Source organism: Coprococcus sp. BIOML-A2 (assembly GCF_009875795.1).
Classification (GTDB): domain Bacteria; phylum Bacillota; class Clostridia; order Lachnospirales; family Lachnospiraceae; genus Coprococcus; species Coprococcus aceti.
The window spans coordinates 1-13,162 of the sequence record NZ_WWSI01000011.1; the positions used below are offsets into that span (position 1 = coordinate 1).

At 41.4% G+C, this 13,162-nt stretch carries 17 protein-coding genes, 1 tRNA gene and 1 pseudogene; 16 read left to right on the forward strand and 3 right to left on the reverse strand.

Translation table 11 applies throughout. From position 1 onward, the window contains the following. Positions 1-6: 6 nt before the first annotated feature. The 4 genes from GT575_RS14435 to GT575_RS14450 all read left to right on the forward strand — a co-directional run bounded on the left by GT575_RS14435 (position 7) and on the right by GT575_RS14450 (position 2,182). A tRNA-Trp gene (locus tag GT575_RS14435) sits at positions 7-77 on the forward strand. A 220-nt stretch (positions 78-297) separates the two neighbouring features. After that, a complete protein-coding gene (locus GT575_RS14440; protein WP_004853489.1) occupies positions 298-510 on the forward strand; it encodes a helix-turn-helix domain-containing protein in 213 nt (70 codons plus the stop codon). A 3-nt stretch (positions 511-513) separates the two neighbouring features. Beyond that, positions 514-1,794 (forward strand): type II toxin-antitoxin system HipA family toxin, encoded by a 1,281-nt coding sequence (locus GT575_RS14445; protein WP_161172281.1) that lies wholly within the window; start codon positions 514-516, stop codon positions 1,792-1,794. Further along, complete coding sequence (locus tag GT575_RS14450; protein WP_330577089.1) at positions 1,754-2,182, forward strand: YczE/YyaS/YitT family protein; 429 nt, start codon at positions 1,754-1,756, stop codon at positions 2,180-2,182. The genes GT575_RS14445 and GT575_RS14450 overlap by 41 nt, the downstream gene beginning before the upstream one ends. On the opposite strand, the gene GT575_RS15645 is transcribed toward GT575_RS14450, so the two are convergent. Beyond that, complete coding sequence (locus GT575_RS15645; protein ID WP_118758606.1) at positions 2,177-2,278, reverse strand: AraC family transcriptional regulator; 102 nt, start codon at positions 2,276-2,278, stop codon at positions 2,177-2,179. The two genes, GT575_RS14450 and GT575_RS15645, sit on opposite strands and share 6 nt — an antisense overlap. 928 nt (positions 2,279-3,206) lie before the next feature. Continuing rightward, positions 3,207-4,001, reverse strand: coding sequence for an alpha/beta hydrolase (locus GT575_RS14460; protein ID WP_147566857.1), 795 nt, complete (start codon positions 3,999-4,001; stop codon positions 3,207-3,209). A gap of 236 nt (positions 4,002-4,237) precedes the next feature. Between GT575_RS14460 and GT575_RS14470 the strand changes: the two genes are divergently transcribed. The 10 genes and pseudogenes from GT575_RS14470 (at position 4,238) to GT575_RS14515 (ending at position 10,530) form a co-directional block, all read left to right on the forward strand. Continuing rightward, positions 4,238-4,507 carry a thioredoxin family protein gene (locus GT575_RS14470; RefSeq protein WP_044998371.1) on the forward strand — a complete coding sequence of 90 codons (270 nt, stop codon included), beginning with the start codon at positions 4,238-4,240 and terminating at the stop codon, positions 4,505-4,507. 17 nt (positions 4,508-4,524) lie between these two features. Beyond that, on the forward strand, positions 4,525-4,668 hold the full coding sequence (locus GT575_RS14980) for a hypothetical protein (protein WP_155803896.1): 144 nt from the start codon (positions 4,525-4,527) through the stop codon (positions 4,666-4,668). A gap of 72 nt (positions 4,669-4,740) precedes the next feature. Next, a pseudogene (locus tag GT575_RS15595) lies at positions 4,741-5,008 on the forward strand (Fur family transcriptional regulator); the annotation flags it as partial. 7 nt (positions 5,009-5,015) lie between these two features. Beyond that, positions 5,016-5,558: a rubrerythrin gene (gene rbr / locus GT575_RS14480; protein ID WP_044998372.1), complete on the forward strand. Its 543-nt coding sequence runs from the start codon at positions 5,016-5,018 to the stop codon at positions 5,556-5,558. 27 nt (positions 5,559-5,585) lie between these two features. After that, positions 5,586-6,530, forward strand: a complete 945-nt coding sequence (locus GT575_RS14485; RefSeq protein ID WP_021739968.1) for an L-lactate dehydrogenase — start codon at positions 5,586-5,588, stop codon at positions 6,528-6,530. Between the two features lie 27 nt (positions 6,531-6,557). Next, positions 6,558-6,932, forward strand: coding sequence for a desulfoferrodoxin family protein (locus GT575_RS14490; protein WP_022216261.1), 375 nt, complete (start codon positions 6,558-6,560; stop codon positions 6,930-6,932). A gap of 543 nt (positions 6,933-7,475) precedes the next feature. Next, positions 7,476-7,721 carry a hypothetical protein gene (locus GT575_RS14500; RefSeq protein WP_118650082.1) on the forward strand — a complete coding sequence of 82 codons (246 nt, stop codon included), beginning with the start codon at positions 7,476-7,478 and terminating at the stop codon, positions 7,719-7,721. Positions 7,722-7,740: 19 nt separating this feature from the next. After that, entirely contained in the window at positions 7,741-8,523 is a 783-nt protein-coding gene (locus GT575_RS14505; protein ID WP_161172282.1) for a ParA family protein, read from the forward strand. After that, entirely contained in the window at positions 8,516-9,418 is a 903-nt protein-coding gene (locus GT575_RS14510) for a ParB/RepB/Spo0J family partition protein (protein WP_161172283.1), read from the forward strand. The genes GT575_RS14505 and GT575_RS14510 overlap by 8 nt, the downstream gene beginning before the upstream one ends. Next, positions 9,415-10,530: a DUF6017 domain-containing protein gene (locus tag GT575_RS14515; RefSeq protein WP_117551426.1), complete on the forward strand. Its 1,116-nt coding sequence runs from the start codon at positions 9,415-9,417 to the stop codon at positions 10,528-10,530. Before GT575_RS14510 ends, GT575_RS14515 begins: the two co-directional genes overlap by 4 nt. Before the next feature lie 307 nt (positions 10,531-10,837). On the opposite strand, the gene GT575_RS14520 is transcribed toward GT575_RS14515, so the two are convergent. After that, positions 10,838-11,197, reverse strand: coding sequence for a helix-turn-helix transcriptional regulator (locus tag GT575_RS14520; protein ID WP_161172284.1), 360 nt, complete (start codon positions 11,195-11,197; stop codon positions 10,838-10,840). Between the two features lie 228 nt (positions 11,198-11,425). Between GT575_RS14520 and GT575_RS14525 the strand changes: the two genes are divergently transcribed. After that, complete coding sequence (locus tag GT575_RS14525) at positions 11,426-12,118, forward strand: response regulator transcription factor (protein ID WP_154267550.1); 693 nt, start codon at positions 11,426-11,428, stop codon at positions 12,116-12,118. Further along, entirely contained in the window at positions 12,115-13,146 is a 1,032-nt protein-coding gene (locus tag GT575_RS14530) for a sensor histidine kinase (RefSeq protein ID WP_161172285.1), read from the forward strand. Before GT575_RS14525 ends, GT575_RS14530 begins: the two co-directional genes overlap by 4 nt. Positions 13,147-13,162 lie beyond the last annotated feature (16 nt).

A 13,162-nucleotide genomic window follows, 5' to 3' on the forward strand; every position in this document is an offset into this window, starting at 1 on the left:
GTATATAGGGGATTGGTCAAATGGTATGATAGGAGTCTCCAAAACTTTTGGTGGGAGTTCGATTCTCTCATCCCCTGTTTGTTAGACGTCAGAAACCTTGAATTTACAAGGCTTCTGGCGTTTTTATTTATATAAGAAAAGTTGACTTAGCCGTACGGCTTATTGTATAATCAGAACTATACAAAATTAGCCGTACGGCTTATTTGCAAAGCGTATATATATAATTTAGCCGTACGACCATATGATGCGTATGAAGTTATGTGTTGATAATTTGATATAGAAAGACGAGGAATATGTATGAAAATAATAGATTCAAAATCTTTGGGTGAGGCAATCAGAATAAGAAGAAAAGAACTGAAATATACTCAGGCTTATATAGCAGAATTTACAGGATTTAGTGTAAGTTTTATTTCGGATTTGGAAAGAGGTAAGGCTACAGCAGAAATCGGAAAGGCAATTACAATTATCAATTTACTGGGAATGGATATTCTCGTAGAAAAGAGAGGTTAGAATATGAGAAATTTGGGGGTTTGGATAGAGATTGGTGGCTTGCAGACATATGTAGGTCGTATAATTGGAGAAAAAGAAGAAGATGCTAGATTCTCATATGCAGAAGAGTATTTATCTGGTAACATAGCCAGACCGATATCAATTCATTTGCCATTATCTGAAAATGCATTTTCCGTTGATGATACAAGGAATTTTTTTGAAGGTTTGTTACCTGAAGGATTTACCAGAAGATGTGTGGCTGGGTTATTGCATACAGACGCAAATAATTATTTGTCATTATTAGCCGGGTTAGGTAATGAGTGTCTGGGAGCAATAAAAATTACAGATGAGAATAACGAAGTAGTAAATGCAGATTATCAGAAATTGACAATTGATGAGGTTAGTCAGTTGGCAAGAGAAGGAGCAATGGAGACTGCGGAGTTAGTCACAAAGTCACATTTGTCACTTACAGGAGCATCTGGAAAGGTTGGGTTATATTATGATGAAAATAATAAAGCTTGGTATTTACCCAAAGGGGCAGCGCCAAGTACACATATAGTAAAGCAGAGTCATGTAAGGCTTGACGGAATAGTTACAAATGAGCAGTTGTGTATGATGACGGCAGGAAATATGGGAATAGAGATTCCTGAAAGTTTTATAGTCAATGTCGGGGATGGCAGAGATGAGGAAGTTTTGCTAGCAACTAAAAGATATGATCGTGCAATAAAGGACGGATTAAAAAAAATCAATGGGTTAAGTGTTCCGTACAGGTTACATCAGGAAGATTTCTCTCAAGCGATGGGAATTTCGGCGCATAACAAATATGAGAGTGATAATGCCGGATATTTAAAAATGATGTTTGAGATCATAAGACAGAAATCGTTCAACCCAATAGCAGATCAATTGAAAATGTGGGATATATGTATATTCAATTACCTAATAGGCAATACAGATAATCATATCAAAAATGTTTCATTGCTTTATGATGAAGAGTTGAAAACAGTACGCTTGGCACCGGCATATGACATATTGAGTACGGTAATATATACAAGCAGTACCAGAGATATGGCATTTAGTATTGGGAATGAGTATGATATTAAAAAGATCACCAGAGATTCATTTAGAAGAGAAGCGGCTAACATTGGACTAGGAGAGCAAATGGCTATGAAGCGGTTTGATTATTTGGCAAATGCTTTTCCGGATGCGCTGAATAAAGCATGTGATGAATTACTGGGCAAGGGATTTAACAAGGCGATTGATATTTATGAGAGAATTAGGGACAAGAGGAGAGAGTTTATTTCATAAGAAATCGCAGATACATATAGGAACGATACTTTACCAGATCGTTTACAGTCTGTGTGTTGATCTGTTTGCGCAAATGCATGTCTACAGCAAATACATATGGCTCAATATGTTGATCATGCTCGTCGGAATTGTGCTGTTTGCGGTGGGAACAGGACTGTATGCGGCAGCAGACCTTGGGCGTGGTTCATATGAGGCCGTGACATTTGCGCTTGCAGAGAAGAATCACTGGCAGGTGAAGGTAGTCAGAATGATACTTGATGCTACCATGGTTGTGATAGGCGTGATCCTTGGGGGAAAGTTTGGTGTGTGTACGGTTGTTACTGTGATTGTATCGGGGCCGATAATTCAGTTTACTGTTGGGAGAGCAAAGAGAATCATAAAACTATAAATTCTCTTTCCTATATTCATTCGGCGTAATCCCATAGTGCCTGTGAAACAACTCACAGAAATAGCTCGTACCGGAAAATCCACAGGCGTATGCCACTCATGCCAGTGGCTGACACCTCTGTAGTCGGGATAGAGGGATAGCTGTTCCATCCTTATGTAGGTTGGAAATTGCAGAAGCTAAACTTCATGGAACGCTCGGATTTCAACGGCATATCAGAGGTTGTAAAGGAGCTGTTTGGCAAGTCTGATTGAGCTTGTGTTAACCCACTATTTTACTGCGATTACGGTTCACATATAGAAGTGGGCAAGAACTTCTTTGCAAATTATAACTGTACAATCCTTGATGTTGCAAAGGTGACCATAGGTGACAATTGTTTCATGGCGCCAAATGTAGAGATACACACAGCGGGTCATCCGATATATCCAGATGGAATCCCAGAAGATGTTTTTGGAATAAAATAAATCACGAAAAAAGATTCAAATTGATGATATAGGATATAGAGTGATCGGATTATCACACGGAGTTAAACCACCATTTGTATCGTTAGGAATAGAAAAGACAGAGAAAAATCTAAAAGAAAAAATTTCTTACGATGGTTTGAAGGAAAAGTTAAATGGGGGTAGCCAAAAGCATAGGAATTAAGCCACTTTTGAGTGTATATGAGTGTATATAAAAACATAGTGATTTTAAATTACAGGCTCATTGATTTTCTCTGGGGGTCAGCGCATAATGAGAACAACGTGGACTGACACGATTCAATCCGAGGTTACATCGCTTGTGACCTATCCTGTTGCGAAAGATACAGGACGCTGGCAGGCAGCGAAAAACCTTGCTCCAATGCCGAACGTAAGGGTCGGTCTCGTTGTTCGGACAACAGAAAAATCAGTCACTAGAGGGTGGGAGTATTGCTGAGGCAATACACCACCATCTTAAATTTTGAGTAAATTAATCGTTGTACTGTCATTTGCAGGGGCGGTCCATATGATTATGAAGAAGTAGGGATTATTTGAATATTATACGAGGACTATAAAGTGTGATTTATGCCGCACACCCTGCAGACCTCATGGATCCAACGATCGGCGTCAAGCAGAAGTTCTTCGTGCTGCAGATCAAATTCGCAGATATCTGGATCAGCAAAACATTTCCTGTAACGCTCAAGATATTTCTCACCCATTTTCTTGGCGTAGAATACGTGGATAGTCGTTCCGGGTACGTTTATGTGTTCTCCAACGCTTGTGTACAGGTCGGTGCAGAACTGATTCTTCATGGACTCCTTGGATATGAATGAAAAGTCTATTCCACTTCCTTTGCCCATGATCTCCATGAATTTCTTCATATATTCAGAACTGTCATTTCCTTCGTTCATTTTCTTCTCAAATACTTTTTTCAGAATACCGCTTTCCTTGCCGGTGATAAAAGGATAGAACATAGGCATCATGATGGCTGTCTCAAGCTTTGCCAGCCACTTTGGCGCCTGATCCATGTCGCTTGAACCTATGATTCCATGATCTATATGTATATTCTGACGCCCGATCAGGAGAGAGACAAATGAACCTCCGAGGGAACAGCCGTATGCTGCAAACAGCTTTCCGTCAAGTTTATCTTTGATGTAGTTCTCAACCTTCAGAACTTCGTCAAGCTCTGAAATAAATGTAGAATTCTCCGTATCGTCAAATCCACTGTAGCTGACAACCAGAGTATGAAAGTGCTCCTGAAGCCCATCAAGAACGTGTCCAAAGTTGGTTTTCCAATAGCAGCAGGTGCCAGGAAAGAGCATGATGCTCGGTTTATTTTTATCCCCGAATTCGTAAACTTTCATAAAAATATTCTCCTAATTGTTTGATAATATGCTAAAATTAAAAAAGTTAGATACGTCTAACCAATACAGATACTAGCACTGGCGAAAGCGACTGTCAATGTAAGTTCCTAATTGTCCCATATCTCCGGAATCAATGCCCTTGTCTTGACTTCAATTAAAACATAACGGTGTTTTTGTATGTTGTAGAACAGCATATTAATAAATTTTTTAGCATCTCCGACAAAAAAGGGGATTCTTTGCTGACAAAAGCAAATTCACGATCTAATTCAAGAAGATTTTTGGCATCATGGTGCATGCCGTGCCGAATGGTTCGACCTGTATTAGAGGAAATATCAAAAGAACGTCAGGATATTAAAGTCGTGAAAATCAATGTAGATGAAGAACCGGAATTAGCAAGTCGGTTTCAGATAATGAGTATCCCCACATTGTTTGTTATCAAGGATGGAAAAATCAAAAATCATTCAGTAGGAACAAAATCAAAAGACGAAATACTTGCTATGATATGAATAATAAGGAGAAGCACATGAGTACACGAGTGAAAGAAGCAGAAGAGAGAAAAAAGAATGGTTATAACTGTACACAGGCTGTTGCGTGCGCCTATTGTGACCTGACTGGAATAGATGAGGAAAAGGCTGGAATTATTACTATTTTCTTGACAATAAAATAAAAACAGAATATAATCTTTATTGAGAACTAATCCCAATAATGAGCGGCGACAAGCAGGAAAAATGCCATTCAAAAAAATCTTGATATATTGGTAGAGGAAGGTGCATCAAGAAAGGTTGAAGTTCCCGATGGACCGAACCGGTTTGATTTCACATTGAGAAATCACTACCATGTCAGGTGTGTAAAGTGCAGTGAGATTTTTGATGCGGATATGGATGAAATTACCGAATTTGCTGGAAAAAATTCGTAACATTCATGGAATTGAATTTTTGGATTATGATATTTCATTTAAAGGAATTTGCCCGAAATGCAGGGAGAAAAATAGTAAAGAAAACGGAGGTAAAAGAGATGGCAGTAAACAAATATGCAGGAACACAGACAGAGAAGAATTTACAGGAGGCATTTGCAGGAGAGTCTCAGGCGAGAAATAAGTATACCTATTTTGCTTCTGTAGCGAAAAAGGAAGGCTATGAGCAGATGTCTGCATTATTTTTAAAGACCGCAGATAATGAGAAAGAACATGCAAAGATGTGGTTCAAGGAATTAGCAGGAATTGGTGATACAAAGAAAAATCTGGCGGCAGCTGCAGAAGGCGAGAATTATGAGTGGACAGATATGTATGAAGGCTTTGCGAAAACAGCCGAAGAAGAAGGTTTCCCTGAGCTTGCAGCAAAATTCAGAGCAGTAGGAGAAATTGAGAAGCATCATGAGGAGAGATATCGTGCACTTCTTAAGAATATTGAAACTGCACAGGTATTTGAAAAGAGTGAAGTTAAGGTATGGGAATGCCGTAACTGCGGACATATCGTGGTAGGAACAAAGGCTCCTGAGGTATGTCCGGTATGTAATCATCCACAGAGCTATTTTGAAGTACATGAAGAGAATTATTAAGGAGATGAGATTATTACGAAAAAGCAAGTGATTAATTCAAAAAAAGCAGTAATGATAGGCTGTGGTTTTGTCGGTTCTGCGTCAGTCTTTGCTTTAATGCAGAGTGGCTTGTTTACAGAGATTGTCCTTATCGATGCAGATAAGAACAAGGCAGAAGGAGAAGCGATGGATATCAGTCATGGTATTCCATTTGCGAGTCCGATGAAAATATATGCCGGAGATTATGATGATGTGGCTGATGCTGCAATTGTTGTCATATCTGCCGGAGCGGGACAGAAACCGGGAGAGACAAGGCTTGATCTCGTAAATAAAAATGTAGCAATATTTAAGTCAATCATTCCTGAAATAGCAAAGAGAAATTTTGCAGGTATCATGCTTGTAGTTGCGAATCCGGTAGATATCCTGACTCAGGTAGCCATAAAGTTATCAGGACTTCCAGAAAACAGGGTTATTGGATCGGGTACTGTGTTAGATAGTGCCAGATTAAGATATAAGCTTGGTGAGCATTTATCTGTGGACAGCAGGAGTGTTCATGCATTTATAGTAGGTGAGCATGGAGACAGCGAAGTTGTAGCATGGTCATCAGCCAATGTATCTGGTGTTCCATTAAGTGAAATGTGTGAAATGCGTGGACATTACAAGCACAAGGAAAACACGGCAGAAATAGCTACAGCAGTCAAGAACAGTGCTTATGAGATTATAAACAAAAAGCACGCTACATATTATGGAATTGCAATGTCTGTAAAAAGAATCTGCGAAGTGATTATGAGAGATGAAAAATCAATACTTCCTGTATCACACATGATTCATGGAGTATATGATATTGACGGCGTATCGTTAAGTATGCCAGCTATTGTAGGTGCAGATGGTATTGAGTCTGATATACCTATTAATTTAAGTGGCGAGGAAGCGTTAAAGCTTAAGGAATCTGCAGATTCATTGAAAAAGATTATGGAGACAATTGAATTATAAATTTTACACATGGAAGGAGAAAAAGGCATGGAAGTAAAGTATTATATATGTAAGCATTGTGGAAACATTGTTGAAAAGGTAAAGGATAAGGGTGTACCTGTAATTTGTTGCGGAGAACCTATGCAGGAATTAAAAGCCGGAGTGACAGATGCTGCTGTCGAGAAGCATGTACCTGTATATACTATAGAAGGCAGTCATGTTCATGTCGTGGTCGGAGAGACAAAACATCCAATGCTTGAAGAGCATTTCATTGAGTGGATTACATTAAATACAAACCAGGGAATATACAGAAAACAGTTAAATCCAGGGCAGGAGCCGGTAGCAGATTTTTGCCTTTGCGATGGTGAACAGGTAGAAGAAGTATATGCATATTGTAACCTGCATGGATTATGGAAATGCTAAAATATCAGTAAGCTATCAAATTTATTAGTAACTCATAAATTTGCTGATATCTTACCAGATGGGAGCAGATATAATATCATGGGTGCATCAAAAACAAAGGAGATGTGCTTATGCTTACAGAATCAGTGATAAAATTATTAAAAAATGAAATGTGGGATCTTGCCACATGCTCAGATGGTTAGCCGAATGTTGTGCCTGTTGCATTCAAGGATGTGACAGAGTATGGCAAGCTTGTGGTTGGTGATGTGTTCCTTGAGACAACTCTTGTGGAGACTATAATAGGGCTACGTCGTACAGATTCGTGAAAATCCTTGAATTTACGCACTTTTGCAGCTTTTTCAATTTCGGCAGAACCGATGTGAAAAGGCATAAAAAGCAGATAGTGGACAGAATTCATGTCGTTGTCGGCTATAGAGTCGACACGAGGGATACAATATTCTTTGATGAATAAAAGTGAATAAAATAGCCAATTTGGCAGGGATATTTAATTACAAAATATTGAATATCCCTGCCTTTTATTTTTCTATTCAAGGAGGTGTCAATATGTTAAAGATAAGGCTTCAAGGGACAAAAAATGACATACGTTGGTTTGTACGTTTACTTCAGAGAGATAAACGATTTGAAGTGAATAATGTTTCGACTTTTTTCGATAATGTTGGAACAGATAAATATAAACGTGTGTATGCAGAAGTATCAAGAAAGAAAAAGGATTCTGGTAAGAAACCAAGTAACGTTATGCAGGTAGAAGAAAAATGTCGCTATGTAGGAAGTGGCATGGTGATTCGATAGGGAATGGAGGTACAACGGTATGTGTAAAGTAATAGCAATCGTGAATCAAAAAGGTGGCGTAGCAAAGACTACGACAACAGTGAACTTAGGTATAGGTTTGGTAAGAGAAGGCAAGAAGGTACTACTTATAGATGCGGATAGTCAGGGATCCCTTTCATCAAGCCTTGGCGTGGCAGAGCCTGATGAGCTTGATGTTACTCTCTCGACGATCATGTGTAAAATGATCAATGATGAAGATTATGGAAAGCGGGAAGGGATTATTGTACATGAGGAGGGAGTATCTTTTCTTCCATGCAATATCGAACTTTCCGGACTGGAAGTCACATTGGTAAATACCATGCGGAGAGAGTACATATTGAAAGAGTACATAACAAGTGTAAGAAATCTTTATGATTATATATTGATTGACTGCAATTCCAGTCTTGGCATGGTGACAATGAATGCCCTTACTGCAGCTGATTCAGTCATCATACCGATAGAAGCAGCGTACCTTTCCATAAAGGGTTTACAGCAGCTTATTACCACTCTTGGCAGGACTAAGAAATATTTGAACCCTAACCTTGGAATAGAGGGAATCGTTTTTACAAAGATGGTTGGACGTACCAATTACGCAAAGGAAATCAAGTCCATGGTGGAAGAAATCTATGGCAAAAATGTCCATGTGTTTGGTGCGGTTATCCCACATTCTGTGAGAGCGGCAGAGACTTCCGCAGAGGGTGTGAGTATATTCAAGCATGACCCAAGAGGAAAAGTTGCGGCGGCGTATAAGAAGCTCGCAAAGGAGGTGCTTGCAGATGAATAAATCCAATAGTGCTTCCAAGATAAAGATGAAATCATTTGACGATCTGTTTGGTACAAACGAAAATCTGGAACAGGCAAATGCAAATGGTGGTGAAATCCGAGAAATACCTTTAGCAAGTCTGCATACATTCAGAAATCATCCGTTTCAGATTCATGAAGATAAGCTGGAGGAAATGGTAGAGAGTGTCAGACAGTATGGCGTGCTTGTTCCAGGGATTGCGAGAATGCGACCGCAGGGTGGTTATGAAATCATTGCCGGACACACAAGAAAGGCTGCCTGTGAACTTGCCGGTCTTGATACCATGCCGATGTTCATTCGCAATCTGAATGATGATGAAGCTACCATTGTCATGGTGGACAGTAACATTCAGAGAGAAGATATCTTTCCAAGCGAAAAGGCAAGGGCGTATAGTATGCGTTACTATGCCATGAAACATCAGGGCATTAAGGGAGATAAGGGTAGTAGCCTTGATATCATGAGTGAGGAAACCGGCGAGAACGCAAAGAAGATTCAGCGATATATCAGACTTGCAAAGCTCTCTGATGAACTGCTTGACTTTGTTGACAGGAAAAAGATTGGTTTTATTCAGGGTGTTGATCTTTCGTATCTGAACGAGGAGCAGCAGTGGGTACTCGATATAATACTCGACAGGAATATATTCCCTAATATAGAGCAGTCGGCAAGACTAAAGGCATCCTGCCGGGAAAATATGCTTACACAGGAAGAAGTGAGGAACATCATGCTTCCGGAACAGGTGTTAGCAAAGCCGAGAAAGGTAACGTTCAAGGCAGACAGATTGGATGACTACTTTGATGAAGGATATACGGAAGAAAAGATTACAGAGGTTATAATAAACCTCTTAGATGAATGGAAGAAAAGAGGTGAGAGGGCATGACTAATATTGTAAATACCGGTAATGCGTCGGTGGATGCGCTGGCAGAGATGAGCATTAGTGGCAATGTTACACCGGTAAATTGGTATAAAACAATTTTGCGTGAAAATGGCAAGCCATACCTTCTCGCTATCTGTGTGTTGTCGGAAATCGTGTATTGGTATCGTCCTGTGGAAGTACGGGACGAGCATAGCGGCATGACAATTGGTTACAGAAAAAAGTTTCGAGAGGATTTGCTACAGAAAACCTACAATGATTTTGCCGAGCAGTTTGGAGAATCACGGAGAAGTGTGAAGGCAGCGTTTGACAGACTAGAGGAAATCGGTGTGATCCGTCGTGAATTCCGTAACATAGAAACAAATAGCGGAATGGTTTTAAATAATGTCATGTATATTGATCTATGCGTTGATAGACTTTACACATGTACATATCTGAACATACCAGGAGATGACGAAGATGTAGAAAACACAGGGGAAGAAATACAAAAACAGGCTGAAAACCAAGCAAATAAGTCTGTTACAAAATTTTGTACCTCCTCATACAAAACTTTGTATGACCCTCCTACAAAATTTTGTACCACCCTCTACAAAATTTCGTATGACCCTCCTGCAAAATTTTGTAACACCCTACCACAAAACGATGTACCACCTCATACAAAGTTTTGTAAGACAAATACAGAGAATACTACAGAGAATACGGAGGAGATTACCTATCCTATCATTCCATCAGGCACAGGCGTGAAAACTGATACGATGGATAGGATGGATGAAGTGCGCTCATTTATCAAAGATAATATTGATTATGACGGATTGCTTCAATGCCATCCTACAGAGAAGATGGACATAAACGAATTGGTGGAGCTGATGGTTGAGACCATAGCGGTTAAACAGCCAGTAATCCGTATCAATAAATATGATTTCCCATATGATGTTGTTCGGAGCAGATTGGAGAAGATAGATTTTCATACGATGGAGTATGTGCTGGAATGCCTGCGGAATAATACTACAAAGGTACGCAACATACGAAGCTATATGCTCACGACACTGTATAATGCTCCTGTAACATGTAGTAATTACTATAAAGCAGAAGTAAACCATGACTTCTATGGTAAGTAACGATTCATAGCTGCTGGAAACAGCAGTTGACTATATATTTTTCACCTTCCCTTCCTTTTGAGGGGCAGGAGGGCACACCTGCCTCTCGTTTTAAGGGGATTGCTGCAAGTATGATTCTTTGATATAATCAATGCTACAGTTTTACAAATCGAAATTTGTAGGATTAGTAAATCTCGATTTTGGGAAATACAAGAATGTGTCTTATTATGGTTTTAATGCGGTTTGTAAGGAGAAACAATATGATTGGGTTTGTTATTGCTTGCCACTTAGCGACAGCCCCTAAAATGGCGCAAAAAAACAGAGACCCTTATTCTGGAACCTCCGTTTCTCTGGCTTTCTTAATGCCCTCGGCTGTGGCTTCTATTACAACAAGCTCTTTTTCATTCATAGAATTTAGGAGCACATCAATGTGCTTTCTGCAAGAACTTGACCTTGCCCCTCCGTCCGCATGAATAAACTGGTCAACTGAAACGTCAAACATCGTAATGAGTTTAACAAAAAGGTCGAAGCTGGGATAATGACCTTTGTTCTCAATATTCATAATGGTACGGAAGTCACGGTCTACTAATTCTGCAACGTAGGCTTGTGTCCAGCCCTTTTCTTCTCTGGCTCTTTTGAGAGCTGCCCCGAGGCCGTGAAAGTCAAACCTTCTTTCATCTTGGTTCATTCTCATATCACCCTATATCATTGTACATTTCGGGTTGGATTATGAGAATGTAATGAAACTTTATGTAAGGTAGTATTTCATTTCACTATTCACTTGTAAAATCTTTATGTAAAAGCCAACAGGCTATATAATTTATGAAGAAATAATTTTTTCAAAAATTCGTCCGCTGTAACATTTCACGGACATTTGCCTGTTATACTATCTGCAAAAAGCAAAGGAAGTGAGGATATGAAGCAGATTTTAATTGTCGAGGACGACAGTTTTTTGAATAAGATGTTGGCCTATAACCTGACCGCAGACGGCTACGGCGTGACTTCTGCCCTAAATGCCAGAACCGCAGCCGAAGCCATCCGCCAGCGGGAATTTAATTTAGTGCTGCTGGACATCAACCTGCCGGACGGGAACGGTTTTGAACTGTGCAAGCTGATAAAGCCCCAGCACCCGGATACCATCGTGATTTTCCTGACCGCCAACGATCAGGAGAGCGACCAGATACGGGGCTATGAGGTGGGCGCGGTGGACTACATCACAAAGCCCTTTGTGATCGGGGCCTTGCAGCGGAAAATCAAAGCCATGTTCGCCATGCTGGAACACCACAAACCGGCCAAGGACATTTACGACGACGGGCGGCTGTTTCTGGACTTCTCGGAACAGACGGCTTCCTTAAATGGCAAGCCCCTGACCCTATCCCCGATGGAGTACAAAATGCTGAACCTGTTCCGCAAAAATCCCCGGCAAGTGCTGACCCGTGGTCAGCTTTTGGAAAAGCTGTGGGATATAAACGAAAGGTTTGTAGACGAACACACCCTGACAACTTCTATCAGCCGGATTCGCAGCAAGATTGAATCCGACGGCGGCGCGCCCTACATCAAGACCGTTTACGGCATGGGCTATCAATGGACGGGAGGCGAGGCAAAATGAAGTTTCAAAACCTCTCGGTAAAGCGGCTGTTTGGCCGGGTGGCAATAGGGTTTGCCCTCTCCATGTCCGGGATCACCATAGCCCTTTTTCTTGTGACAAAACAGACGGCGGTGCTGCTGACGGGCGGGGCGCTGCTGTTGTGCGCCCTTGTAGGGATTTTTGTACTGACGCAGGCGTTTGGAAAACGGTTATCACAGTTTACCGCTGACCTGTGCCAGACCTTAGACCACATGATTGCCGGAAATGAAGCGCCCCAGCGGCCAGAGGACAGCGAAACCCAGCTTGCCAGAATCGGACACCGGCTGGCAAGGCTTTACCAGATCATGCAGGAGAACCGTCGCCGGGTGGACGAGGAACGGCAGGAGTTACAGACCCTTGTATCGGATATTTCCCATCAGGTGAAAACGCCAATAAGCAATCTGAAAATGGCGACGGACACCCTGCTGGAAAAGCCTATGGCCGAGGCAGAGCGCACCGACTTTATCCGGGGAATCCGCAGCCAGACGGATAAGCTGGACTTTCTCTTTCAGGCCCTTGTGAAAACCTCCCGTCTGGAAACAGGCGTGATCCAGTTGGACAAGAAACCGGGCCGCCTCTTTGATACCGTGGCACAGGCCATGAGTGGGATCGTGTATGCAGCGGAGAAAAAGGAAATCGCCGTGTCCGTGGACTGCCCGGAGGATTTGACCGTTTCCCATGACAGCAAGTGGACATCGGAAGCCCTCTTTAACCTGCTGGACAATGCGGTGAAGTACACCCCGGCAAGCGGGAAAATCGCTGTGTCTGTGGTGCTGTGGGAAATGTATGTGGAAATCAAAGTGACCGACACTGGCAAGGGCATTTCCGAAAGCAATCAGGCCGCTATCTTCCAGCGCTTCTATCGTGAGGAAGAAGTACACGAACAGCAGGGTGTGGGCATTGGCCTGTATCTGGCCCGCGAGATCGTAATGCGGCAGGGCGGCTATATCAAAGTGGTTTCGGAGCCGGGCAAGGGTTCGGAATTTTCCATTATGCTTCCCTTGCGTTGAGAGAAACTTTCTGCTT